General features: G+C 62.2%; 20 protein-coding genes. 13 read left to right on the top strand and 7 right to left on the bottom strand.

What is annotated here, in order from left to right; all coding sequences use genetic code 11:
- Positions 1-18: 18 nt before the first annotated feature.
- Complete coding sequence (locus B0E42_RS22945; protein ID WP_018607077.1) at positions 19-948, bottom strand: alpha/beta fold hydrolase; 930 nt, start codon at positions 946-948, stop codon at positions 19-21.
- Between the two features lie 296 nt (positions 949-1,244).
- Between B0E42_RS22945 and B0E42_RS22940 the strand changes: the two genes are divergently transcribed.
- Positions 1,245-2,330 carry a diguanylate cyclase gene (locus B0E42_RS22940; RefSeq protein ID WP_077507605.1) on the top strand — a complete coding sequence of 362 codons (1,086 nt, stop codon included), beginning with the start codon at positions 1,245-1,247 and terminating at the stop codon, positions 2,328-2,330.
- 85 nt (positions 2,331-2,415) lie between these two features.
- Positions 2,416-3,654 (top strand): M20/M25/M40 family metallo-hydrolase, encoded by a 1,239-nt coding sequence (locus B0E42_RS22935; RefSeq protein ID WP_077507602.1) that lies wholly within the window; start codon positions 2,416-2,418, stop codon positions 3,652-3,654.
- A gap of 196 nt (positions 3,655-3,850) precedes the next feature.
- Here the strand turns inward: B0E42_RS22935 and B0E42_RS22930 are convergent, their stop codons facing one another.
- The 3 genes from B0E42_RS22930 to xthA all read right to left on the bottom strand — a co-directional run bounded on the left by B0E42_RS22930 (position 3,851) and on the right by xthA (position 7,069).
- Positions 3,851-4,186, bottom strand: a complete 336-nt coding sequence (locus tag B0E42_RS22930) for a DUF6124 family protein (RefSeq protein WP_077507599.1) — start codon at positions 4,184-4,186, stop codon at positions 3,851-3,853.
- Between the two features lie 504 nt (positions 4,187-4,690).
- A complete protein-coding gene (locus tag B0E42_RS22925; protein WP_077507596.1) occupies positions 4,691-6,025 on the bottom strand; it encodes a substrate-binding domain-containing protein in 1,335 nt (444 codons plus the stop codon).
- A gap of 231 nt (positions 6,026-6,256) precedes the next feature.
- Complete coding sequence (gene xthA / locus B0E42_RS22920; protein ID WP_003203684.1) at positions 6,257-7,069, bottom strand: exodeoxyribonuclease III; 813 nt, start codon at positions 7,067-7,069, stop codon at positions 6,257-6,259.
- Positions 7,070-7,246: 177 nt separating this feature from the next.
- Here xthA and B0E42_RS22915 point away from each other — a divergent pair, with 177 nt between their 5' ends.
- From B0E42_RS22915 to B0E42_RS22885, 7 genes are all read left to right on the top strand, one after another.
- Positions 7,247-7,897, top strand: a complete 651-nt coding sequence (locus B0E42_RS22915; protein WP_018607088.1) for an N-acetyltransferase — start codon at positions 7,247-7,249, stop codon at positions 7,895-7,897.
- Between the two features lie 65 nt (positions 7,898-7,962).
- On the top strand, positions 7,963-9,690 hold the full coding sequence (locus B0E42_RS22910; RefSeq protein WP_033062640.1) for an autotransporter assembly complex family protein: 1,728 nt from the start codon (positions 7,963-7,965) through the stop codon (positions 9,688-9,690).
- On the top strand, positions 9,687-13,373 hold the full coding sequence (locus B0E42_RS22905) for a translocation/assembly module TamB domain-containing protein (protein ID WP_053180569.1): 3,687 nt from the start codon (positions 9,687-9,689) through the stop codon (positions 13,371-13,373). The genes B0E42_RS22910 and B0E42_RS22905 overlap by 4 nt, the downstream gene beginning before the upstream one ends.
- A gap of 239 nt (positions 13,374-13,612) precedes the next feature.
- Positions 13,613-14,086: a MarR family winged helix-turn-helix transcriptional regulator gene (locus tag B0E42_RS22900; protein ID WP_018607095.1), complete on the top strand. Its 474-nt coding sequence runs from the start codon at positions 13,613-13,615 to the stop codon at positions 14,084-14,086.
- Positions 14,083-15,552: an efflux transporter outer membrane subunit gene (locus B0E42_RS22895; RefSeq protein ID WP_077507593.1), complete on the top strand. Its 1,470-nt coding sequence runs from the start codon at positions 14,083-14,085 to the stop codon at positions 15,550-15,552. The genes B0E42_RS22900 and B0E42_RS22895 overlap by 4 nt, the downstream gene beginning before the upstream one ends.
- A 15-nt stretch (positions 15,553-15,567) precedes the next feature.
- Positions 15,568-16,764, top strand: coding sequence for an HlyD family efflux transporter periplasmic adaptor subunit (locus B0E42_RS22890; protein ID WP_024617937.1), 1,197 nt, complete (start codon positions 15,568-15,570; stop codon positions 16,762-16,764).
- A 243-nt stretch (positions 16,765-17,007) separates the two neighbouring features.
- The gene (locus B0E42_RS22885) at positions 17,008-18,537 is read left to right on the top strand and encodes a DHA2 family efflux MFS transporter permease subunit (RefSeq protein ID WP_053189367.1); all 1,530 of its coding nucleotides are present in this window, start codon (positions 17,008-17,010) and stop codon (positions 18,535-18,537) included.
- Between the two features lie 151 nt (positions 18,538-18,688).
- Here B0E42_RS22885 and lpxH read toward each other — a convergent pair whose 3' ends face one another.
- Both lpxH and B0E42_RS22875 read right to left on the bottom strand, forming a co-directional pair.
- A complete protein-coding gene (gene lpxH, locus B0E42_RS22880) occupies positions 18,689-19,438 on the bottom strand; it encodes a UDP-2,3-diacylglucosamine diphosphatase (protein ID WP_003203667.1) in 750 nt (249 codons plus the stop codon).
- Positions 19,435-19,938, bottom strand: coding sequence for a peptidylprolyl isomerase (locus B0E42_RS22875; RefSeq protein ID WP_018608900.1), 504 nt, complete (start codon positions 19,936-19,938; stop codon positions 19,435-19,437). Before B0E42_RS22875 ends, lpxH begins: the two co-directional genes overlap by 4 nt.
- A 249-nt stretch (positions 19,939-20,187) precedes the next feature.
- On the opposite strand from B0E42_RS22875, the gene B0E42_RS22870 reads away from it, so the two are divergent.
- The 3 genes from B0E42_RS22870 (at position 20,188) to B0E42_RS22860 (ending at position 23,946) form a co-directional block, all read left to right on the top strand.
- Positions 20,188-21,885, top strand: a complete 1,698-nt coding sequence (locus B0E42_RS22870) for a glutamine--tRNA ligase/YqeY domain fusion protein (protein WP_077507590.1) — start codon at positions 20,188-20,190, stop codon at positions 21,883-21,885.
- A 21-nt stretch (positions 21,886-21,906) separates the two neighbouring features.
- Positions 21,907-23,289, top strand: a complete 1,383-nt coding sequence (cysS, locus tag B0E42_RS22865) for a cysteine--tRNA ligase (RefSeq protein ID WP_018608904.1) — start codon at positions 21,907-21,909, stop codon at positions 23,287-23,289.
- 201 nt (positions 23,290-23,490) lie between these two features.
- Positions 23,491-23,946: a DUF2214 family protein gene (locus B0E42_RS22860; RefSeq protein ID WP_024617932.1), complete on the top strand. Its 456-nt coding sequence runs from the start codon at positions 23,491-23,493 to the stop codon at positions 23,944-23,946.
- Between the two features lie 191 nt (positions 23,947-24,137).
- On the opposite strand, the gene csrA is transcribed toward B0E42_RS22860, so the two are convergent.
- On the bottom strand, positions 24,138-24,332 hold the full coding sequence (gene csrA, locus B0E42_RS22855) for a carbon storage regulator CsrA (RefSeq protein WP_003179932.1): 195 nt from the start codon (positions 24,330-24,332) through the stop codon (positions 24,138-24,140).
- Positions 24,333-24,579: 247 nt separating this feature from the next.
- On the opposite strand from csrA, the gene B0E42_RS22850 reads away from it, so the two are divergent.
- Positions 24,580-24,945, top strand: a complete 366-nt coding sequence (locus B0E42_RS22850; RefSeq protein WP_018608918.1) for an SPOR domain-containing protein — start codon at positions 24,580-24,582, stop codon at positions 24,943-24,945.
- Positions 24,946-24,984: the final 39 nt, after the last annotated feature.

Raw genomic sequence — 24,984 nt, 5'->3', positions numbered from 1 at the left:
AGATTCCTTGCATGACGGTCACTGCCCCAACCCCTTGAGAAATTCCCGGTACAGCGCCGCGGTTTTCCCCGGTCGTTCGACCATGGGCATGTGGCCGATACCGTCCCAGATTTCCACCCGCAAATCGGCGATGCCCTTGCTCCACACCGGCACGCTGCTGACGTCGATCAGCCGGTCCTTGCGTCCCCAGAGTAGCAGCGACGGGGCGCTGATGTCGGCCAGGCGCGGTTCCATCGGCGGGCTGGCGCGAAAATCGACGAAGATCTCCGCCAGTTCATCGCGGCGCCGTTCGTAACGTTCGGCCATTGCCGCCAGCACCACGCTGGGCACCCAGGGCGGGGAGGCCATGGTCATTGCGTAGAACGGCGCGAAATCGTCCCGCGAGTCGACGAGGAACGGGTTATGCCCGGCGGCCAGGTGGCGTTCCATGTCGCTGGCTTCGGGGGCAGTGACGCCGGCCGGATCGATCAGCGCCAGGGTCAGCACGCGCTCGGGCGACGTGGCCGCCAGCCATGCGGCGAGGTAACCGCCCATGGAATTGCCGATCACATGGACCTTGTCCAGGCCACAGGCGTCGAGCAACTCGATGACCCGCCGGGCCTGGGTCGGGATGTCATAGCCGCCGCCGGCCTTGAAGCCGGTTTCGCCATGGCCGGCCAGATCGGGCACCACCACCCGGTAGTCGCCGACAAAATGCCGGGCAAAGCGCAGCCAGAGATTCTTGTCGGCGCTGTAGCCATGCAGCATCAGGATGCTGCCGGACGCTTCATAGGGCCCGCCTTGCCAGGTCGATACGGTCATCTCGCTGATGGGGACGGTGATCTTGTGCAACCGGTAGAGACGTGCCTCCAGCGCCATGCCCATGTCGTACAGCACATGGCCGATGCCTGGATACGTCAACCAGCTCCAGGCGATAAACACGGCAAGGACTACCCACAACACCAGCATGTTTTGCTCTCCATGGGTCAGGACAGAATGTGATCGGCCAGTCTGAGCCGACGGGTCAGATACCGTTAAGTGAAGCTGAAACCCGAGCACATCGCGATGACATGGCGCATTTGCTTTGCTACTTGCTATGACAGCCGCCGGATGACTCATGTATAGCCAAGATCCGCGGCAGTGCCCGACATTTGAAGGAGAATAAATACCCCTTCATTCAATGGTGGCTATTTGATGCTGCCCTGATAGACTCCAAGCTACCCCCCGTCCCAATGACTTGGGAAACCCGCGGTGCAGAGGTTCTTATGCAAAAAACGGGAAAAAAGGGACGGACGCTGGCCAGGAGGCTTTATATATCGCGCATTCTGGGCCTGACGCTGGGGTTGCTGTTGGTGAGTGTTGCCGTCTTTCCCCTCGAACCGGCGCCGTGGGTCTGGGGGTTCATGCTGTTCAACGGCCTGCTCTGGCCACATTTGGCCTACTGGTGGGGCCGGCATTGCTCGAGGCCGTACTACGTCGAACACCTCAATTTACTGATCGATGCGGTGCTCGGTGGCTTCTGGGTCGTAGCGATGCAGTTCAACCCGCTGCCCACGGCCGTCACGCTGGCGATGATGGCGATGAACAATGTTGCCATTGGTGGCCTGCGTTTCCTGCTTATCGGGGTGCTGGCCCAAGTGACGGGCATCATCGTGGGCGTGCTGATCTTTCCGCTGACCAGCGTGCCCATGACCAGCCCGGCGCAGATCTACGCGTGTCTGCCGCTGCTGTGCCTGTATCCGATGGCGCTGGGTTGGTTCTGCTATCGCCAGGCCTACACCCTGGGCCGGCAAAAGCGCGAGTTGCTGGCCCTGAGTCGCACTGACAGCCTGACCGGCTTGCTTAACCATGGCGCCTGGAAAGATCGCCTCGACGAGGAGTTCCAGCGCTGCCAGCGTCACCCGAATGACGGGGCAGGGCGCGGCGCGATTGCGCTGATCGACATCGATCACTTCAAGGCCATCAATGACACCTATGGCCATGTCGCCGGCGACATCGTGTTGCGCCAGCTTGGCAAGATGCTCAAGCAGAACCTGCGCGCCGCCGATGTGGTCGGGCGTTATGGCGGGGACGAGTTCTGTGTGATTCTGCCGGACCTGACGCTTCACAATGCCGTGCAGGCCATGGACGGGTTGCGCGAGCGTTTTGCGACGCTCAGCTATGAACAGAACCCGGCGCTGAAGGTGAGCCTGAGCATTGGCCTGGCGGCCTTCAACCCGGCTTATGGCGATGCGACCCATTGGCTCAATGATGCCGACCAGGCGCTTTACGAGGCCAAGACCGGCGGGCGCAACCGGGTCACGTGTTACCGGCATCGGCAGGTGTTGGAGGCCTCGGTCATTTCCCCTTGAGGTGGCCACCTGCGGTCTAGAGCCTTGGCCCATTGTCGGGTAGGGTGCCTATGGCACTCTTTCGATACGGAACAAGGATGAAATCATGATGATGACCGCTCTTCGCTCCCGTCTGGCCGTCAGTCTTGGCCTGAGCCTGGCCCTCGGCGCCTTCGCCCCCGTTGCTCTCGCGCAGCCCCATCAACAAGTCCTGAACGACGCCGAACAGTACAAGGGCGAGGCCCTGAAACTGCTCGAACGGTTGGTGAACATCGACTCTGGCTCAGGCTATGTGCCGGGGCTGACCCAGGTCGGTGATATTGCGATCGATGAATTGACGAAGTTGGGCGCCACCATCGAAAAGGTGCCTAACTCGGACGGCACCCAGCACATCCTGGCGACCCTCAAGGGCACCGGCAAGGCAAGAATCCTGCTGATGGCCCACATGGACACGGTGTTCAAGGAAGGCTCGGCCGCCGAGCGTCCCTTCCACATCAAGGATGGCCGGGCCTATGGGCCGGGGGTGATGGATGACAAGGGCGGCATCGTTGCCGGGATCTATGCGCTGAAGGTGCTCAAGAACCAGGACTTCAAGAACTACGCGCAGATTACTTTCCTGCTCGACGCCAGCGAAGAAACCGGTTCGGACGCCGCCACCGACCTGATCAAGAAAACCGCCAAGGCCCATGACGTGACCCTCAACCTCGAGCCGGGTCGCCCGGCCGATGGCTTGGTGGTGTGGCGCAAGGGCAGTGCCACGGCGCTGGTGGAGGTCAAGGGCAAGGCGTCCCACGCCGGTGTCGCGCCGGAACTGGGGCGCAATGCGGCGATGGAAGCCGCGCACCAGATCTTGCAACTGGGCAAGCTTGGCGACGCGGAAAAGAAAACCACCATCAACTTCACGGTGATCAAGGCCGGCGACCGGACCAACGTGATCCCCGACCAGGCGAGCGCCAAGGCGGATGTGCGGGCGGCGGTGCCGGAAGAGTTCGACCGCATCGAAAAAGACCTGGCCCGTGTGTCGCAGGACAAGTTGATCGCCGACACTGAAGTCACCACCAGCCTCAAGCGCGGCCTGCCACCGATGCCGCAGACGGCGGAGTCGGACCGGTTGATGGCCATGGCCCAAGGCATCTATGGCGAACTGGGGCGCAAACTGACTGAAGAAGGCAGCGGTGGGGCGGCGGATGCCAGCCTGTCGGCCGGGGTTGGTACGCCGACGTTGGATGGTTTCGGCATCGTTGGTGGCAACATCCATACGCCGGAGGAATACGCTGAGGTTGAGAGTGTGGTGCCAAGGATCTATCTGCTGTCGCGGATGATCATGGAGTTGGCGGGGCGCTAACGCGCTGCCCGTTCTTTAAGGATCGAATGTGGGAGCAAGGCTTGCCCGCGATGAAGACGACGCGGTCTCCTGGGGAACCGAGGCGCCTGCATCGCGAGCAAGCTTTGCTCCCACAATGAATCCCCTCGCCACAAAGCAGGGTTCGCGTTGGCCTCTGGAGATGTTCTTAAGAGGCCAGTTCCATGTGGTGAGTCGGCTAGCGCGCTTCGACGTTGTCCAACGCTCGGTTTGCCAGCTGTCCACTCAATTCGATCAATTGGTGGATGCCCAGGGCAATATGGCGCCTTGAACCTTCCAGGTCGAAGGCCAGGTCGCTGAGCATGGCGTTGGCCGAGGCCAGGTTTTCGCTGAGGTTGGCGAGCAGGGTTTCGGTGTCGACGCCAGGGGCGACGGTGAACAGTTGGCCGGGATCGGCCTGGGGTTTGTTGGGTTTGGGCTTGAGGTAGGAATCGAGGATGCGGTCGGCGGCTTTGTCGAACGCTTTTGAGTTGGATGGATCGGTGTCCGGTGGGTTGGGTGTTGGTTTGAACATAGATGAAACTCCAGATAAGAAATTGGAGCCATCACTCTCGCTACCAAACGAAGGGTGGTGGCCATACGAAGGTTGGTAGACCGGTTACCTGGCAACCCGGCGCGTCCGAGAACGCCCTGCGCATGACCACCATAAAACAGCGGACGTAGAAGTCCCTTGCATCAGGGTGCACTTGCGCCAGGAAACCGGGCTACCAAACCCGATCGCTGATTCGTCAGCGACCCGGAAACGATAGAGCCCGCCCCCCAGGCGCACAAGCCGGCGGATTCTGGCGTAGTTGTAGGCAATGGCGCAAGGTGAGGCCGTTCGGTCTTACGCCGAGATTAATGCGATAAACATCCAGGCTTTTGTGGCGAGGGAATTTAGCGAAACGTCGCACCGCCCCGCTGTGGGAGCAAGGCTTGCCCGCGATGAAGATGACGCGGTCTCCCGGGGAACCGAGGTGCCTGCATCGCGAGCAAGCTTTGCTCCCACAGGGATTTGTGTTGCGCCGTTTGACCAGGTTCAGTAAACCCAAACCTCAACTCGCCGATTCCTGACCCGCCCTTCATCCTCACTGTTGGCCGCCACCGGCATCAATGCACCGAACCCTCGTACCTCTCGCAGTGCCACACCGTATTTGACCAGTTCACGCCGCACCGCCATGGCCCGCAGTTTGGACAGAAGGTCGGCCCGCGCCGGGTCGTCCTTGGCGTCGCCAAACCCCACCAGTGTCACGCGTCGATCGGTTTTGCCATGCTGCTTTATATAGTCGAGCACGCGGCCCAGGTCTTGATGGGCCTTGTTGTCCAGGCTGGCGCTGCCTTCTTCGAAGCGGAAGTTCACGGTCAAGCGTTGGGCGTGGCGGCTCAGGGCCTGGTAACCCTCGGGCATCAACGCATTCGGTGTGACGGCCATGGCCTGGACGGTCTGGGCGATAAACCCGTTGGCGGCGACGATGGCCTGGCCTTTGTCGCTTTGGGTGAACGCCACCAGCGCCTCGGCCCACGGGTTGGTTCCCCAGGGTGGCAAGTAGAAGAACAGGCGCCGGGAAAGCGGGTAGTCCTCGGTGGCGATCAGGTGGTTGAGCGGCAGCATGGGTTGCGAAGCGCCGTCGACAATCGCCAGTGCCTTGGCCTGGCGCACATAGGGCAAACCGATGAAGCCGATGCCCTGCGGGTCCTGGCTGACAGCGTCGGACAACTGTTCGCTGGATTCGAAGCGCCGTGCTGAAGGATCCAGCCGTTTGCCCTGTCGGCCGAGGACCAGTTCCTTGAAGGTATCGTAGGTGCCGGACTGTTCATCCCGGGCAAAAAGATGAATCGGCCCACCGACGCCGCCCACGGCCTCCCAGGTTTTCACCTCGCCACTGAATATCCGCGCCAGTTGCACGGTATCGAGCTGACGCAACGGGTTCTGCGGATGAAGAATAATCGCCAGGCCATCAATGGCGATGACCTGCTCGGCGGTGGGACTTTTCAGGTCGCCCAGGGACGACAGTTCCTTCAGCTCGCTGTCCTTGATCGGTCGCGAAGAGGCGGCCAGGTCGGCGTTGCCCTGCTTGAGGGCGGCGAAGCCGGTGCTGGAGCCGTGGGCCGCGATGTCCACTTCCACCCGCCGGCCGTCGACGGTCTGGCCGACGATGCGCTGCTCGTTGTCGTGACCGGTGATTTCGCTGCTGACCCTGAGCAGCCCCTGATCTTCCATCAACCCCCTGACCAGGGCCGGCCCGAGCGCCGCGCCGATGGTGTTGGAACCTTGGAGGCGCAGGGCCGGGCCCTGTTCGGGAATGGGCAAACTGCCGGCCGATGCCATGAACGGCAGCCAGAGGCCGATGAAAAAGACAACGCGCAGCCGCATGCCGGCACCTGCTGAACCCGAGGAAGTGCCGGAAGATTAAGTCAGTCAGGTTACTGAAAGGTGACAGGGTTGCGACTTGTCAGGCGCGGCAGGGCAATGGGGTCGCAGAATCAGAAAATTTCTGTGGGAGCAAAGCTTGCTCGCGATGCAGGCGGCACGGTTCAACTGCAAGACCGTGTCATCGTTCATCGCGAGCAAGCTTTGCTCCCACAGGGGTTTTGTGTGCGCCAGTCAGCTCAACTGCAGCCAGATCGGCGCATGGTCCGACGGTTTTTCCATGCCCCGCAGTTCGTAGTCCACGCCGGCGTCCTTGACCCGTGGCAGCAGGCCATGGGAGGTGAGGATCAGGTCGATGCGCAGGCCGCGCTTGGGCTCGTCCTCGAAACCGCGGCTGCGGTAGTCGAACCAGCTGAAGCGGTCGGTGACGTCCGGGTTCAGGTGACGGAAGCTGTCCACCAGGCCCCAGTTCTTCAGGCGGGCCATCCATTCGCGTTCTTCCGGCAGGAAGCTGCATTTGCCGGTTTTCAGCCAGCGCTTCATGTTGTCGGGGCCGATGCCGATGTCGCAGTCTTCCGGAGAAATGTTCACGTCGCCCATTACCACCACCGGCTGGTCGTTGCTGAAGCGGCTTTCCAGCAATTGCTGCAAATCGCTGTAGAAACGTTCCTTGGCCGGGAATTTGGTCGGGTGGTCGCGGCTTTCACCTTGTGGGAAATAACCGTTCATGATGGTCACCGGCACGCCGTTGGCATCGGCGAAGGTGCCCCAGATGAAGCGCCGCTGGGCGTCCTCGTCGTCGCCCTCGAAGCCCTTGTACAGGCTCAGTGGCGCCTGGCGCGAGAGCAGGGCGACGCCGTAATGGCCCTTTTGCCCGTGGTAATGCACGTGGTAGCCCAGGGCCTGCACCTCGGCCAGGGGAAATTGTTCGTCGTGGACCTTGGTTTCCTGCAGCCCGATCACGTCCGGCTGGTGCTTCTCGATCAGCGCCGCCAACTGATGGGGGCGGGCGCGCAGCCCGTTGATGTTGAAGGAGACGATCTTCATGGTCGGCTGTCCTGGCAAAACTGCGATGCTAGCTGACATGTCGGAACACGGCCAGCGTGGCAGTAGGACAAATGCACTGCTAATGTCCTTTGCATGTAGGAACGATCACGACCCTATCGGGTTCGTACTCAATAAGAGCAGGGCCTCACCGAGCCTCGCCCCAGGAGATCCAACGCCATGCCCGAAACTGCAACCGCCATCGCCGACATCCATATGCTCGACAGCGGTTATTCCCGTGAAGCCCGTTCGTTGCTGTACCAGGCCTATCGCCACGAGCCGACCTTCAGCTACCTGTTCGAATCCGAGCGTCCCGGTTATGAACAGCGGGTACGGGCCACGGTGCGTGAGCTGGTCAAGCAGCATTTTCTCCAGGATTTGCCGGCCATCGGCTTGCTGGTCAACGACCGCCTGATCGGCATCGCCCTGATCGCTCCGCCGCAGCGGCGCCTGGGCATCACCGAAAGCTGGGCCTGGCGCTTGCGCATGGTCTTGAGCACCGGTTTTCGTTGCACCCGGCGCTACCTGGAATACCACGCGGCAGTGCTGGCCTGCCTGCCGTCGGATGCGGTCCATGTATTGCCGCTGCTGGGGGTACACCCACAGTTTCAGGGCAAGCATTTCGGCGAACAGTTGCTTGAGGCGGTGCATAACTGGTGCGCGGCGGACGAGCATTCCCAAGGCGTGGTGCTGGACACCGGCAACCCGCGTTACCTTGAGTTTTATAAACGCCAGGGTTACGAGGAAATCGGCGAAGTGGCGGTAGGACCGATCCGCGAGCATGTGTTCTTCCACGCCAACCCGCAGGTTCTGCAAAGCGCAACGGCATAATCGGTCGAACTTTTGCGAAATGTCCGGCTCTATCAGGCACCTACGCTCGTGATAGCATCCGCGCCATGAACCTCTCAGGAAGAATGACCAGTGGCGCGCTCTTGCTGTCCCTCAGCTGCGCGGCGCTGGCAAACAGTGAATTGGAAGTACGGGTCAAGCCGTCCAACGATGAACTCAAGGCCAACGTAGAAGGTTACATCGGCGGTGTGGGTGATCGTGACGAGGAGGCCTTGCTGCGCTTCAGCCGTGGCGCCGAGGAGCAGGCGCGCAAGGCAGCCCAGGCGCTGGGCTACTACCAGCCGCAGATCGACAGTGAGGTCAAGGGCGGCAAGGACCCACGCCTGGTGCTGACCATCGACCCCGGCGAGCCTGTGCATTTGCGCAACGTCACCGTGCGCATCGACGGCCCCGCAGCATCGCTCAAAGCCTTTCGCGTACCCAGCAACGCCGCCCTCAAGCCCGGCGCGGTGCTCAACCATGGCCGTTACGAAGACGCCAAGCGGATCATCCAGAACCAGGCCTCGCGCTATGGTTTTTTCAGCGGGCGCTTCACCCGGCAGAAGCTGTCGGTTGACCCCCAGGCGGGCATCGCCGACATCGAACTGATTTACGACAGCGGCCCGCGCTATGCCTTGGGCCCGGTGAGTTTTGAGGGCAACACGCCGTTCGACGAAGATCTGTTGCAGCGCATGGTGCCGTTCAAGGCCGGCACGGCGTACGACTCCGAACTCATTGCAGAGCTCAATCAGGCCCTGCAATCGAGCGGCTATTTCGAAGGCGTGCGCGTGGATGCCGCGCCCACCGCCGCCACCGATAACGTGATCCCGGTGGCGGTCAAGCTCGAAACGCGCAAGCCGCGCACCATGGGCCTGGGCCTGGGGTTTTCCACCGACGTCGGGCCCAGGGCCAAAGCCAACTGGACGCGCCACTGGGTCAACCCCCAGGGCCACAGCTATGGCTGGGAAGCGGAAGTGTCGGCGCCCCGGCAGAACGTCGGCCTGTGGTACGACGTGCCACTGGACCCGCCGCTGACCGACAAGATGCGCTACGCCGGCGGTTATCAATATGAAGAACTGGCCGGCACCGACAGCCTCAGCAAACTGCTCACCGTGGGCCCGGAATGGCACAGCAAGTTGCCCAGCGGCTGGCAGCGGGTGGTGTCGCTCAAATGGCAGCGCGAGGAGTACCGCCTCGGCGACGATGCGGGCCTGAGTACGCTGCTGATGCCGGGCGTGAGCTATTCCTACCTGCGCAGCGACAACCGCATCGATCCGCACAACGGCTACCGTTTGCAGTTCGACACCAAGGTCGCCAAGGAAGGGCTGGCTTCGGACAACAACCTTTTATACGGCACCGCCATGGTCAAGGGCCTGACCACGGTGTTCGACAAGCATCGCTTGCTGGCGCGGGCGCAGATCGGCGGCAGCGCCACCAATGGCTACAAATCCATCCCGCCGTCCCTGCGCTTTTTTGCCGGTGGCGACCAGAGCGTGCGGGGCTATGACTACCAGAGCCTGTCACCGGAGAACGCCGAGGGCGACCGTATCGGTGGTCGTTACATGGTCGCCGGCAGCCTCGAATATCAATATTCCATCGCGGAAAAATGGCGGGTGGCGACGTTCATCGACCAGGGCAACTCGTTTAACAGCCTCGAATTGCCGAGCCTCAAGACCGGCGTGGGCGTCGGCGTGCGCTGGGTTTCGCCGGTGGGCCCGATCCGCCTCGACCTGGCCCATGCGATGGACGACGACGGCGGCATCCGCTTGCACTTTTCCATGGGGCCTGAGCTGTGATGCGTGCTTTGAAGATAACGCTGCTGGCGCTCGCCGGGGTGCTGGTGGCGGTCGTGCTGGCCTTGAGCGTTGTGCTGGGCACGGCATTCGGCAGCCGCTGGGCCCTCGGCCTGGTGCCGGGGCTGACCGTGGAGAATTTCCAGGGCCGGCTGGGTGGACAGTGGAGCGCCGATCACCTGCTGTGGCAGCAGGACGCCAGTCGGGTGGAGGTGGATCGGCTGATATTCGCCTGGTCGCCGCTGTGCCTGGCCCGCATGACCCTGTGCATCGAACAGCTCAAGGCCGACCAGGTCGCCTTGCAATTGCCAGCCTCTGCCGATGAGCCGAGCAGCGGCCCGATCAGCTTGCCGGACCTGGACTTGCCGCTCGCCATCGAACTGGGCGATGTGCAGGTCGGCAGCCTGTCGTTCAACGGCAGCGAGCAGCTCAAGGGGCTGCAATTGGTTGCCCATTGGACCGCCGAGGGCATGCGGATCGATTCGGTGCAATTGCAGCGCGATGAGCTGAGCCTGAAACTCTCCGGCCTGCTGAAACCGGGCGGCGACTGGCCGTTGAACGCCGAGGGCCGGTTGACCTTGCCGGCGCCGGGCGCCACGCCCTGGGCGCTGGACCTGAAAGTCGACGGCAACCTGCTCAAGACCCTCAACCTCAAGGCTGACAGCAGCGGTTACCTGCAAGGCCAGTTGAGCGGTGAACTGCAACCGCTCGCGGACAACCTGCCCGCCAAGGTGCACATCAGCGCCGACGGCTTCAAGGCCAGTGCCGATCTGCCCGACACGTTGTTGCTCAATCAGCTGGAATTGACCGGCGAAGGCGATCTGAAAAACGGCTATCAACTGCTCGGCAAGGCGACGCTGCCCGCCGAAAAAGGGCCGGTGGCGTTGTTGCTGCAAGGCACGGTGGACGCCAATGGCGCGCAGATCGCCGGCCTGGATCTGGATGCCGGCGATCAGCAAAACCTGAAGCTCAGCGGCCAATTGGACTGGCGCGAAGGCCTGCGCGCCGAGGCGAAAGTCGCCTGGCTGGACTTCCCCTGGCATCGCCTCTATCCGCTGATCGACGAGCCGCAGGTGACGCTGCGCCGCTTCGACGGCGAAGTCTCCTACACCGATGGCCAATACCTGGGCAACTTCCAGGCTGCGCTGGACGGACCCGCCGGGGCTTTCAGCCTGGGCAGCCCGTTCAGCGGCGACCTGACGCAAATCCACTTGCCGCAGCTCAAGCTCGCGGCGGGGCAGGGCAAGGCCGAAGGGCACCTGAGCCTGCAATTTGCCGAGGGCATTGCCTGGGACACGGCGCTGCAACTGTCGGCCATCAACCCGGCGTATTGGCTTGGCGAGTTGCCTGGGACCCTGGCCGGGCCGTTGCGCAGCAAAGGGATGATGAAGAACGACCGCCTCGATCTCGACGCGGACCTGGACCTCAAGGGCAAACTGCGTGGCCAGCCAGTGCTGTTCCAGGCCAAGGCCAGCGGCGCCGGCGAGCAGTGGAAGCTCAGCGCGCTGGACATTCGCCTGGGGGATAACCGCATCAACGGCAGTGCCAGCCTGCAAGAGAAGCTGACCGGCCAGATCGACATCAAGCTCGCACGCCTGGCTCAGCTCTGGCCGCAATTGCGCGGCCAAGTCGTCGGCCGTGTCGACGTGGCCGGCACGCTCAAGGCCCCCCAAGGCAAGCTCGGCCTGCAAGGCACGCAACTGGCCTTCCAGGACAACCGCCTGCAAAGCCTGAACCTGGACGCAACCCTCGACAGCACCCAGCGCGGCAAGCTCGACCTCAAGGCCAGCGGCATCCGCGTCGGCGAAACGTCACTGGGCGTGCTGACGGTCAGCGGCCAGGGTGATATCAAACAGCAGAAGCTCAACCTGGACCTGCAAGGGCCGCAGCTCGACACGACCCTGGCCCTCGATGGCGCGCTCGACCAGGGCAATTGGCGTGGGCGCCTGGCCAGCGGCGACGTGCAGGCCGGCGGTCAAGCCTGGCGTCTGCAAGCCCCGGCGAAACTGGAGCGCCTGGCCGACGGCACGCTCAACGTCGGCGCGCATTGCTGGCGTTCCGGTGAGGCCAGCCTGTGCGGTGAAGACCAGCGACTGATGCCGGAGCCGAAGCTGCGCTATCACCTCAAGCAATTCCCCATCGAAAGCCTGGCCCAGTGGATGCCCAAGGATTTTGCCTGGCAGGGGCGGCTCAACGCGGACCTGCAACTGGACCTGCCGGCCAGCGGTCCGAATGGCCGGATCCTGGTGGACGCCAGCGGCGGTACTTTACGGATTCGGGACAAGGAGGGCGATAAGGCGCAATGGCTGGACTTCCCGTACCAGACCCTGACGCTCAATAGCCGCCTGACCCCCAAGCGCATCGACATCGACCTGAATTTCGTCGGCGCCAGGCTCGGCGAACTGATGCTCCAGGCACAAATCAACCCCATACCGGCCAGCAAACCCATCAGCGGCTCGTTCCGCCTGACCGGCCTGGACTTGTCCGTGGCCCGGCCATTCGTGCCAATGGTGGAAACCCTCACCGGTCACCTGAACGGCAGCGGGACCTTGTCCGGTGGTTTGCTCGCGCCCCAGGTCAACGGCAACCTGCTGCTCAGCGATGGCGAAGTGTCTGGCCCGGAACTGCCGGTCAGCCTCGAAGCCTTGCAGATGCGGGCAATGATTACCGGCGAAGCGGTGCAGCTCAATGGCAATTGGAAAAGTGGCAAGAGCGGGCAGGGCAGCTTGAACGGCAACATCGGCTGGGGCGACGCCCTGACCATGAACCTGGCCCTCAAGGGCTCGCAATTGCCGGTCACCGTCGAGCCTTATGCGGTGCTCGACGTGGCGCCTGACCTCAACATCACCATGCAGGGTGAGCGGCTCTCCATTGCCGGCAAGGTCCTGGTGCCCAAAGGCGAGATCACCATTCGCGAACTGCCGCCGTCCACCGTCAAGGTCTCGGATGACACGGTGATCGTCGGCCACCAGAGCGAAGAGGGCAAGGCGCCGCTGGCCATGGCGATGGACATCGACGTGATCGTCGGCCAGGACAAACTCGCGTTCTCGGGTTTCGGCCTGACCGCCAACGTGCAGGGCCAGGTTCACATCGGCGACAACATGGACACCCGCGGCGAGCTCTGGCTCAACGACGGTCGTTATCGCGCCTATGGGCAACGGCTGACGGTGCGACGGGCGCGGCTGCTGTTTGCCGGGCCCATCGACCAGCCTTACCTGGACATCGAAGCGATCCGCCAGACCGACGACGTGATCGCCGGCATCCGCTTGAGCGGCAGCGCCGAGCAACCGGCCACGCAAATCTTCTCGGAACCGGCCATGAGCCAGGAGCAGGCATTGTCCTACCTGGTGCTGGGCCGGCCGCTGAGCACCACCGGCGAGGACAACAACATGCTCGCCCAGGCGGCGCTGGGCCTGGGGTTGATGGGCAGCTCGGGGGTGACCACCAGCCTGGCCAATAACCTGGGGATCGAGGATTTCCAGCTCGACACCCAGGGCAGCGGCAATGCCACCAGCGTGGTCGCCAGCGGCAACCTGTCGGAAAAACTCAGCCTGCGCTACGGCGTTGGTGTGTTCGAACCGGCCAACACCATCGCCCTGCGCTACAAGCTCAGCAAGAAGGTCTACCTCGAAGCCGCGAGCGGCGTCGCCAGCTCGTTGGACATCTTCTACAAGCGCGATTTCTAACCCTTCCCCCAACCCCCTGTGGGAGCTGAGCTTTTGTGGGAGCAAGGCTTGCCCGCGATATAGGCAACTCGGTCTATCAGTCGAACCGAGGTGATGCTATCGCGGGCAAGCCTTGCTCCCACAGGACCAGCTCCCACACACTTTATGTGAATAGCAAGCTAACTATTCGATTGACATTCGCTGCCTAAGCAGTAATATCTCGACATACATTCACTGCCTAGGCAGCAAACGGTGGTCAGATGAAGCATTTCACCCCAGACAACTTTCACAACTGCCATCTCGGCATGCTGCTCGGCCGTACCGCGCTGCTCAAGGACCGGATCATCGACACCCACATGGAACCCGTCGGCATCACCGCCGCGCAGTTCAAGGTGTTGATCATCATGGCCCAGTACGGCATCGAGACGCCGGCCGAGCTGTGTCGTTACCTGTCCCTGGACAGCGGTTCGATGACGCGGATGCTCGATCGCCTGGAGCAGAAAGGTTTCCTGGCCCGTGAACGCTCCGCCCAGGACCGCCGGCAAGTGCGCCTGGTGCTGACCGAAGCCGGCCAGGCCCTCGCCGATCGCCTGCCGTTTATCGGCGCCGAGGCCATGAACCAGTTGGCCTGCGCCATCAGCCCCGAGGAGCTGCAAACCCTCGAACAGATTCTCAAGAAAATTCTGCTCGCCGCCGGTGATCCCATCGCCGTGTCGCGAATGGGGGGAAAATGAAGCGTAAAACCTTGCGTACCCGATTAAGCCTGGTGGTCTTGGCCATGAGCCTGGCGGGCTGTGCCAGCTACAGCGGCCTGAAGACCGAAGGCGTGAGCCTCGAGGCCCAGAGCCTCAAGGCCGGGCAATCCCTGAACGGTGTCACGCTGTCGCCGGCCGCGTGGCCAAAAAGCGATTGGTGGAAAAGCCTTGGCGACCCGCAACTCGACGGCCTGATCCGTGAAGCCCTGCGCGATAGCCCGGACATGCAGATCGCCAGCGCCCGGGTGCATCAGGCCAGTGCCGCCGCCTACGCCGCCAACGCGGCGCGCCTGCCGACCCTGGATGCCAGCGGCGGCGCTAGCCGTTCGCGCCTGTCCCGTGACCAGGACCCGCAAGGGCAGGGCGGGGCGTACAGCACCTTGCGCACGTTAGGTGTGGACTTCAATTACAACTTCGACCTCTGGGGTGGCCAGCGTGCCGCCTGGGAAGCCGCCCTCGGCCAGGCCCGCGCCGCCGAGATCGATCGCCAGGCCGCGCAGCTGACCCTGGCCGCCGACGTGGCCCGGGCCTACAGCGACCTGGGCCAGGCCCACATTATTCATGACCTGGCCGCCGAGGACCTCAAGCGCACCCGGCAGATGCTCGACCTGGGCAAGCGCCGCCTCACTGCCGGGATCGACAGCGAATATCAGTTCCAGCAGACCGAAAGCCTGGAAGCCAGCGCCGATGCAACCCTGATCGACGCGGAGAAACGCCTGCAAAGCGCCAAGATCGCCCTGGCGGTGCTGCTGGGCAAAGGCCCGGACCGCGGCAATGAAATCGCCCGGCCCAACGTGCTGCAAGCCAGCGCGGTCGCCTTGCCGTCGAACCTGCCGGCCGAGTTGCTGGGGCGGCGTCCGGACCTGGTCGCGGCACGCTGGCGGGTCGAGGCGGCGAGCAAGGATATCGAGGCCGGCAAGACCAACTTCTACCCCAATCTCAACTTGAGCGCAGCCGCCGGAACCCGGTCGTTGCTGGGCGATGCGATGTTCGGTTCGGCCAGCCGCTTCTTCAATGTGGGGCCGACGGTGTCGCTGCCGATCTTCGATGGCGGCCGCTTGCGGGCGGACCTGGATGCCCGGGACGCCGATTACGACCTGGCGGTGGCGCAGTACAACAAGAGCCTGGTCACGGCCCTTGGGGATGTCAGCGACACCATCAACCAATTGCGTGACATCGCTCGCCAGATCGGCGCCCAGCAACATGCCACCGATATCGCACAGAGCTCCTACGACACGGTGGTCCAGCGCTACGGCTCGGGCATCGGTAATTACCTGGACGTGTTGAGCATCGAGCAGCAATTGCTCCAGGCCCAGCGCCAACTGGCGAACCTGAATGCCGACCAGATCGATTTGTCGATCCAACTGATGCAGGCCCTGGGCGGCGGTTTCGAGGCCCAGACCCTGGCGGCGGTCACCCCGGCCGCTACCACGCCAAATAACTGATTCGAGGTACTTGTCATGGCGACTGCCGAAACGACTCAATCCGAACATGCGCAAGACAGCCACCCACGCAAGCGCAAGGTCATGCTGCTGACACTGACGCTGCTGGTCATTCTTTCGGGCCTGGGCGTCTGGGCCTGGTACGAACTGTATGGTCGCTGGAGCGAAAGCACCGACGATGCCTATGTGAACGGCAACGTAGTGGAAATCACGCCGCTGGTCACCGGCACCGTGGTGAGCATCGGGGCCGACGACGGCGACCTGGTGCGTGAAGGCCAGGTGCTGGTGCAGTTCGACCCGAACGACGCCGAAGTCGGGCTGCAAAGTGCCCAGGCCAACCTGGCCCGGACCGTGCGCCAGGTACGTGGTTTGTACAGCAATGTCGATGGCATGCGGGCGCAGGTCAATGCGCAAGAGGCCGAAGTGCAGAAGGCCCAGGAAAACTACAGCCGACGCAAGAACCTGGCGGCCGGCGGGGCGATTTCCAAGGAGGAACTGTCTCACGCCCGCGATGACCTGACCTCGGCGCAGAACGCCTTGGCCAATGCCCGGCAACAGCTCAAGACCACCAGCGCCTTGGTGGACGATACCGTGGTGTCGTCCCATCCCGACGTGCAGTCCGCCGCCGCGCAACTGCGCCAGGCCTTCCTGGCCAACGCCCGCAGTACCTTGATCGCACCGGTCACCGGTTATGTCGCCAAGCGCACCGTGCAACTCGGCCAGCGGGTGCAGCCGGGCACAGCGTTGATGGCGGTGATCCCGCTGGATCAGCTGTGGATCGACGCCAACTTCAAGGAAACCCAACTGCGCGACATGCGCATCGGCCAGCCGGTGGACATCGAAGCCGACCTGTACGGCAGCGATGTGAAGTACAGCGGCACCATCGACAGCCTCGGCGCCGGGACCGGCAGCGCGTTTGCCTTGCTGCCGGCGCAGAACGCCACCGGTAACTGGATCAAGATCGTCCAGCGGGTGCCGGTGCGCATTCACATCAATGCCCAGGAGCTGGCCAAGCATCCGCTGCGGATCGGCCTGTCGACCCTGGTCAACGTCGACCTGCACGACCAGAGCGGCCCGGTACTGGCCCAGCAGCCACCGCAGAAAGCCTCGTTCAGCACCCAGGTCTACGACCGGCAGTTGGCCGATGCCGACGCGATGATCGCCCGCCTGATCCACGACAACAGCGCAGTGGCGAGCAAGACCGCGCAGCGCTGATCGCAATTGCAGGCCAGCCTCTGAAATCTGTGGGAGCAAGGCTGTGTGGGAGCAAGACCCTGTGGGAGCAAGGCTTGCCCGCGAAACAGTCACCTTGATTTCTGAAAGACCGCATCGCCTGTTTCGCGAGCAAGCTTTGCTCCCACACAGCCTTGCTCCCACAGGGTTTAAGGATCTTGCACCCACAGGGGTTGGGTCTTGTCCCAAGGGATTTCGCCACCTTCGCTTCATAGGATTCTCGCAATGAGCAATAACGCGTCTTTCACGCCGCCCAGCCTGTTGCTCAGCACCATCGGGCTGTCGCTGGCGACGTTCATGCAGGTGCTCGACACCACCATTGCCAACGTCGCCTTGCCGACCATTTCCGGCAACCTGGGCGTGAGCTCGGAGCAGGGCACTTGGGTGATTACCTCGTTCGCGGTGAGCAACGCCATCGCCTTGCCGCTCACCGGCTGGTTGAGCCGGCGGTTTGGCGAGGTGAAGCTGTTTTTGTGGGCGACGATGCTGTTCGTGCTCGCGTCGTTCTTGTGCGGTATTTCCACCTCGATGCCGGAGCTGATTGGCTTTCGCGTACTTCAAGGGCTGGTGGCCGGGCCGTTGTATCCGATGACCCAGACCTTGCTGATAGCCGTGTACCCGCCGGCCAGGCGCGGCATGGCCCTGGCGTTGCTGGCGATGGTCACGGTGGTGGCGCCGATTGCCGGGCCGATCCTCGGTGGCTGGATCACCGACAGCTATAGCTGGCCGTGGATTTTCTTCATCAACGTACCCATCGGCGTCTTCGCGGCGATGGTCGTGCAACAGCAGCTCAAGGCGCGACCGGTGGTCACCAGCCATCAACCAATGGACTACGTGGGGTTGATCACGCTGATCATCGGCGTCGGCGCGCTCCAGGTGATTCTCGACAAAGGCAACGACCTGGACTGGTTCGAATCGAATTTCATCATTAGCGGTGCGCTGATTTCGATCATTGCCCTGGCGGTGTTCGTGATCTGGGAAATGACCGACCGCCACCCGGTGGTCAATCTCCGCCTGTTCGCCTATCGCAACTTTCGCATCGGCACCATTGTGTTGGTGGGGGGCTATGCCGGGTTCTTCGGCATCAACCTGATCCTGCCGCAGTGGTTGCAGACACAGATGGGCTACACCGCGACCTGGGCCGGGCTGGCGGTGGCGCCCATCGGCATCCTGCCGGTGCTGATGTCGCCCTTCGTCGGCAAGTACGCCCACCGGTTCGACCTGCGTGTGTTGGCCGGGCTGGCGTTCCTGGCCATGGGCCTGAGCTGCTTCATGCGCGCCGGGTTTACCAATGAGGTGGATTTCCAGCACATTGCGATGGTGCAGTTGTTCATGGGCATCGGCGTGGCGCTGTTCTTCATGCCGACCCTGAGCATTCTGATGTCGGACCTGCCGCCGCACCAGATTGCCGACGGCGCGGGGCTGGCGACGTTCCTGCGGACCCTGGGCGGCAGCTTTGCCGCGTCCCTGACCACCTGGATCTGGATCCGCCGGGCCGACCAGCATCACGCCTACCTGAGCGAAAGCATCAGCACTTTTGAGCCGGCCACCCGCGAAGCACTCAACCAACTCGGTGGCGCGAGTGCCCCGGCTTATGCCCGGCTTGAGCAGGTCCTCAACAGCCAGGCATACATGCTCTCCACCGTGGATTACTTCACGCTGCTGGGGTGGGCGTTCATGGGGTTGATCGTGCTGGTGTGGCTGGCGAAGCCGCCGTTTGCGGCGAAGGCGGGGCCTGCATCGGCGGGGCACTGATCCACACACAACACCCTGCGGGAGCGTACCTGTGGGAGCAAGGCTTGCCCGCGATGCAGGCGACATGGTTCAACTGCAAGACCGTGTCATCGTTCATCGCGAGCAAGCTTTGCTCCCACAGGCTCGCGCCCACAAAGGAGATCTGCGGGCTTTAGGTGCTTGGCAACGCCAGCTGCGCATTACCGAACCCAAACGGCGCCAACGCAAACCCTTGTTCATCCACCTGCAACGCCCAGCCTTGCTTGTCCCAATCCCCCAGCACGATGCGCCGGGCGGCGTGTTCGCCCAGTTGCAGCTTGTGGATGGCGGGGCGGTGGGTGTGGCCGTGGATCAAGGTCTTCACGCCGTATTGCTGCATGATCCGCGGGATCTCTTCGGGCGTGACGTCGACGATGTCATTGGCTTTCATGCGTGTCTGCGTGCGGCTTTCGCTGCGCAGTTTGCGCGCCAGTTTCTGCCGGCTGCCCAGCGGCAGGTGCCGCAGGACGAACAGCGTGACCGGGTTGCGCAGCCAGCGCCGCAGCTTCATGTAGCCTTCGTCGCGGGTGCAGAGACTGTCGCCGTGCATCAGCAGCACCGGCTCGCCATTGAACTGCACGACACTCGGGTCCTTGAGCAGGGTGCAGCCGGCCGCCTTGCAAAAGGCCTGCCCCAGCATGAAGTCGCGATTGCCGTGCATCAGGAAGATGGCCGTGCCGCTGTCGCTCAATTCGCGCAGGGCCTGGCAGATGGAACGCTGGAACGGCGTCATGGCATCGTCGCCGATCCAGGCTTCGAAAAAGTCGCCCAGAATGTACAACGCTTGCGCCGAGCGGGCGCGTGTGGCGAGTAAATCCAGAAACGCCCGGGTGATGTCCGGGCGCTCCTCTTCCAGATGCAAGTCTGAAATCAGCAATATCACTCAACGATCTCGGCTTTCTCGATGATCACGTCTTCTGCCGGGACGTCCTGGTGGCCGGCCTTGGACGTGGTGGAAACACCTTTGATCTTGTCGACCACGTCGGTGCCTTCGATCACTTCACCGAACACCGCATAGCCCCAGCCCTGGGTGGTCTTGCCGCTGTGGTTCAGGAAGCTGTTGTCCGCCACGTTGATGAAGAACTGCGCGGAGGCCGAATGCGGCTCCATGGTACGGGCCATGGCAACGCTGTACTTTTTGTTCGGCAGGCCGTTGTCGGCTTCGTTCTGGATGCTTGGGCGCTTGTCTTTCTTTTCCTTCATGCCTGGCTCGAAACCGCCGCCCTGGATCATGAAGTTGCCGATGACGCGGTGGAATACGGTGTTTTCGTAGTGGCCGGCGTTGACGTATTCGATGAAGTTGGCCACGGTCAGCGGCGCCTTCTCGGCATTCAGTTGCAGAACGATGTCACCGTGGTTGGTGGTCAGTTTGACTTTGCTCATGATCGGTACTCTTTCAAGGAATTCGTGGGTTTCGGGGCTTCACTGCCCGCAACCGGTCTGGCTGTAATCGGCCAGGCAGGGCAGTTTAGCGTGCCGGGCACGAATTTCGAGGCTGTTTTTCATCTGGTCGTCGATTAAATTCAATCGTTTGCCGGCCTGGCCTGTCAGGCGCTTGACAGCATCGGCTATGATACGGGCTTTGATTTATCAGGCCGTACCCGGCCGCGCACTTGTCTGTTCAAGGATCCTATGAGCAAGCCCACTGTCGACCCTACCTCGAATTCCAAGACCGGCCCGGCCGTGCCGGTCAACTTCCTGCGCCCGATCATCCAGGCGGACCTGGACTCGGGTAAGCACACACAGATCGTCACTCGCTTCCCGCCAGAACCCAACGGCTACCTGCACATCGGCCATGCCAAGTCGATCTGCGTGAATTTCGGCCTGGCCCAGGAGTTCGGTGGCGTCACGCACCTGCGTTTCGACGACACCAACCCGGCCAAGGAAGACCAGGAATACATCGACGCGATCGAAAGCGACGTCAAGTGGCTGGGTTTCCAATGGTCCGGTGAGGTGCGCTACGCCTCGCAATATTTCGACCAGTTGCACGACTGGGCCGTGGAACTGATCAAGGCCGGCAACGCCTACGTGTGCGACCTGACCCCCGAGCAGGCCAAGGAATACCGTGGCAGCCTGACCGAGCCGGGCAAGAACAGCCCGTTCCGTGATCGCAGCGTGGAAGAGAACCTGGACCTGTTCGCCCGCATGCGCGCCGGTGAGTTCCCGGACGGCGCTCGGGTGCTGCGCGCCAAGATCGACATGGCTTCGCCGAACATGAACCTGCGCGACCCGATCATGTACCGCATCCGTCACGCCCATCACCACCAGACCGGCGACAAATGGTGCATCTACCCCAACTATGACTTCACCCACGGTCAGTCGGACGCCATCGAAGGCATTACCCACTCGATCTGCACCCTGGAATTCGAAAGCCATCGTCCGTTGTACGAATGGTTCCTCGAGCACCTGCCGGTGCCGGCCAACCCGCGCCAGTACGAATTCAGCCGCCTGAACCTGAACTACACCATCACCAGCAAGCGCAAGCTCAAGCAACTGGTGGACGAGAAGCACGTCAACGGCTGGGATGACCCGCGCATGTCGACGCTGTCGGGCTTCCGTCGTCGTGGCTACACGCCCAAGTCGATCCGCAATTTCTGCGAAATGGTCGGCACCAACCGTTCCGACGGCGTGGTGGACTTCGGCATGCTGGAATTCAGCATCCGTGACGACCTCGACCACAGCGCCCCGCGCGCCATGTGCGTGCTGCGTCCGCTGAAAGTGGTGATCACCAACTACCCGGAAGGCCAGGTCGAGAACCTCGAGTTACCGCGCCACCCGAAAGAAGACATGGGCGTGCGCGTCCTGCCGTTTGCCCGGGAAATCTACATCGACCGTGAAGACTTCATGGAAGAGCCGCCAAAAGGCTACAAGCGCCTGGAGCCTACCGGCGAAGTGCGCCTGCGTGGCAGCTACGTGATCCGCGCCGACGAGGCCATCAAGGACGCCGACGGCAACATCGTCGAACTGCGTTGCTCGTACGATCCCGACACCCTGGGCAAGAATCCGGAAGGTCGCAAGGTCAAGGGCGTGATCCACTGGGTGCCGGCCGCCGCCAGCGTCGAGTGCGAAGTGCGCCTGTACGATCGCCTGTTCCGTTCGCCGAACCCGGAAAAGGCCGAAGACAGCGTCAGCTTCCTGGACAACATCAACCCTGACTCCCTGCAAGTACTCACTGGTTGTCGTGCCGAGCCTTCGCTGGGCAACGCACAGCCGGAAGACCGTTTCCAGTTCGAGCGCGAAGGTTACTTCTGCGCGGATATCAAGGACTCGAAACCCGGTGCTCCGGTATTCAACCGTACCGTGACCTTGCGCGATTCCTGGGGTCAGTGATCAAGTCTTAAGGGAAACCCTGTGCTTACGATCTACAACACGCTCACCAAGAGCAAAGAAGTCTTCAAGCCGCTGGATGGCAACAAGGTCCGCATGTACGTCTGCGGCATGACCGTGTACGACTACTGCCACATTGGTCATGGCCGCAGCATGGTCGCTTTCGACCTGGTGACCCGCTGGCTGCGGTTCAGCGGTTATGACCTGACCTACGTGCGCAACATCACCGACATCGAAGACAAGATCATCAACCGTGCCCGCGAAAACGGCGAGCCTTACGATGCGCTGACCGAGCGGATGATCAAGGCCATGCACGAGGATGAGGCGCGCCTCAATATCCGCAAGCCGGACCTGGAGCCTCGTGCCACGGACCACATCCCTGGCATGCTGAGCATGATCCAGACCTTGATCGACAAGGGCTACGCCTACGCACCGGGCAATGGCGACGTGTACTACCGCGTCGCCAAGTTCATGGGCTACGGCAAGCTGTCGCGCAAGAAGATCGAAGACCTGCGCATCGGCGCGCGTATCGAAGTCGACGAGTCGAAAGAAGACCCGCTGGACTTCGTGCTGTGGAAGGGCGCCAAGCCGGGTGAGCCGAGCTGGGCGTCGCCGTGGGGCGCCGGGCGTCCGGGCTGGCACATCGAATGCTCGGTGATGTCCACCTGCTGCCTGGGCGAGACCTTCGACATTCATGGCGGCGGCAGTGACCTGGAGTTCCCGCACCACGAGAACGAAATCGCCCAGAGCGAAGCGGCCACCGGCAAGACCTACGCCAACGCGTGGATGCATTGCGGCATGATCCGGATCAACGGCGAGAAGATGTCCAAGTCCTTGAACAACTTCTTCACCATCCGCGACGTGCTCGACAAGTACCACCCGGAAGTCGTGCGTTACCTGCTGGTGTCGAGCCACTACCGCAGCGCTATCAACTACTCGGAAGACAACCTCAAGGACGCCAAGGGTGCCCTGGAGCGTTTCTATCACGCGTTGAAGGGCCTGCCGAACGTGCCGGCCGCTGGTGGCGAAGCGTTCGTGGCGCGTTTCACCGAAGTGATGAACGACGACTTCGGCACGCCGGAAGCGTGCGCGGTGCTGTTCGAAATGGTGCGTGAGATCAACCGCCTGCGTGAGAGTGATCTCAATGCAGCGGCCGGTCTGGCGGCTCGCCTGAAAGAACTGGCCAGCGTACTGGGTGTGTTGCAGCTCGAAGCCGATGACTTCCTGCAGGCCGGTGCCGAAGGCCGGGTGGACGCCGCCGAAGTCGAGACGTTGATCCAGGCGCGCCTGACTGCGCGCGCCAACAAGGATTGGGCCGAGTCCGACCGCATCCGCGACCAGCTCACCGCCATGGGTGTGGTGCTGGAGGATGGGAAGGGCGGCACGACCTGGCGTCTGGCGGACTAAGATCTTTTAGCGTTCGCAATACCCCTGTGGGAGCGGGCTTGCTCGCGAATGCGGTGTATCAGTTAGTGATTTGTTGACTGACACACCGCATTCGCGAGCAAGCCCGCTCCCACAGTTTTTTGCATGCCAACCCTGGCAATCATTCTTTTATGAGCTAGTACTGTCAGGTCGATTCGACGTTCTCTCTGGCAGGGTTCTTCCATGTTGGCTCATTGGTCTCTCGCGGCAATTCATCTGCTGGCCTTCGCCCTCGGGTTCTGGGCGGTGCTGACGCGCGGCACGGCACTGCGACGACTGGCGAGCGGTGTGGATGCGGTTCGGGGTGTCTTGGTCGCTGACAACCTGTGGGGCCTGTCGGCGCTGGTGTTGTTGGTGACGGGTGGGATGCGGGCGTTTGGCGGGTACGAAAAAGGCACGGATTATTACCTGCACCAACCGCTGTTTCACCTGAAGATGACTTTGTTCCTGCTGATCCTGTTGCTTGAGATCGCGCCAATGATCGCCCTGATCAAATGGCGGATGGCCCTGGGCAAAGGGGCTGCGATCGATCCTTCGAAAGCTGGCCGGTTTGCACGGATCAGCCACATCGAAGCTTTGTTGCTGATCTTGATGGTGATCGCCGCCACGGGCATGGCGCGCGGCGTGAGCCTGGGTTGACCGACCGCGAACGCCTGCTTCGTCATCATTAAAACGAAACGTCTGACAGCCATGCTAAGCGCCATGTCATTAGTATCGGTTCAACGGGCTGGACGAAAAAAAGGCGGGGGCAGGGTGAGGTACGGTCGACCAGAATCTTTAGCCAGCCATTGCGACGATGCAAACGGGCTGGCTACGGACTGCAGCAAGGCTCAGGGAGTTTGCGGCTTGTCGGGGGCAGTGAGGCCCGCCTGAATACGCTGGTAAATCTCTTCGCGATGCACCGCAACGTTTTTCGGGGCGTTGATGCCGATCCGGACCTGTTGGCCGCTTACGCCCAGAATGGTGATCGTGATGTCGTCACCAATGTTTATGCTTTCACCGACTTTGCGGGTGAGTATCAGCATGGTGTTCTCCTTGATTGCTTTATAGGGCACCTGATTCAGACAGTGCAGATGTCGGTACTGCTTATAGATTAGTGCTAAGTGTCACAATGTGGGTGCCTCTTTCTGACGTGCAGATGCTGCATTAATTCCCAGGGTGCGACTATACAGAGACGCCGGGCAGGATTCTCGTGTTTTGAGCATTGTTTGCGGCGATCTTGACGGTCACGGGTGCTAAAATCCGTGCCTCATGTCTTCCGGGGGAAACGTTGTGCGCAAATTGGCTTGGGTTATCGCGGTATTGGTGCTGGCAGGATGCGGTGAAGGGCGTGACGTCGAAGCACCGAAGCCCAAACCCGTAGCGACCTCCGCACCAGCCGCCGCTGCCGCCCCGCAGTGGGCCGTCGAGGTTCGCGGCGAGACGCCGCAAGCAGTCAGCGACCTGACCGGTTGGCTCATCGAACACAGCTTCATGTCGAACGTGGTGCGGGAAAACGGCCAGGTGCGCGTCCTGGTCGGCCCTTTCAGTTCCAAGGCCGAGGCCGAAGCCAAGCAGGAACAGGTGACGGCTGCCCTGGTCCGGGCGAAAAAACGCAACATCGAGACGTTGGTGGTGGATTACCCGACGGCCCAGTAATCGGGCAGCACAAACAAGTCAGCCAAACCACAAAACCTG

This window comes from Pseudomonas sp. A25(2017), assembly GCF_002001065.1.
In the GTDB taxonomy this organism is placed as follows: domain Bacteria; phylum Pseudomonadota; class Gammaproteobacteria; order Pseudomonadales; family Pseudomonadaceae; genus Aquipseudomonas; species Aquipseudomonas kilonensis.
This window is presented reverse-complemented; position numbering and strand designations above follow the sequence as displayed.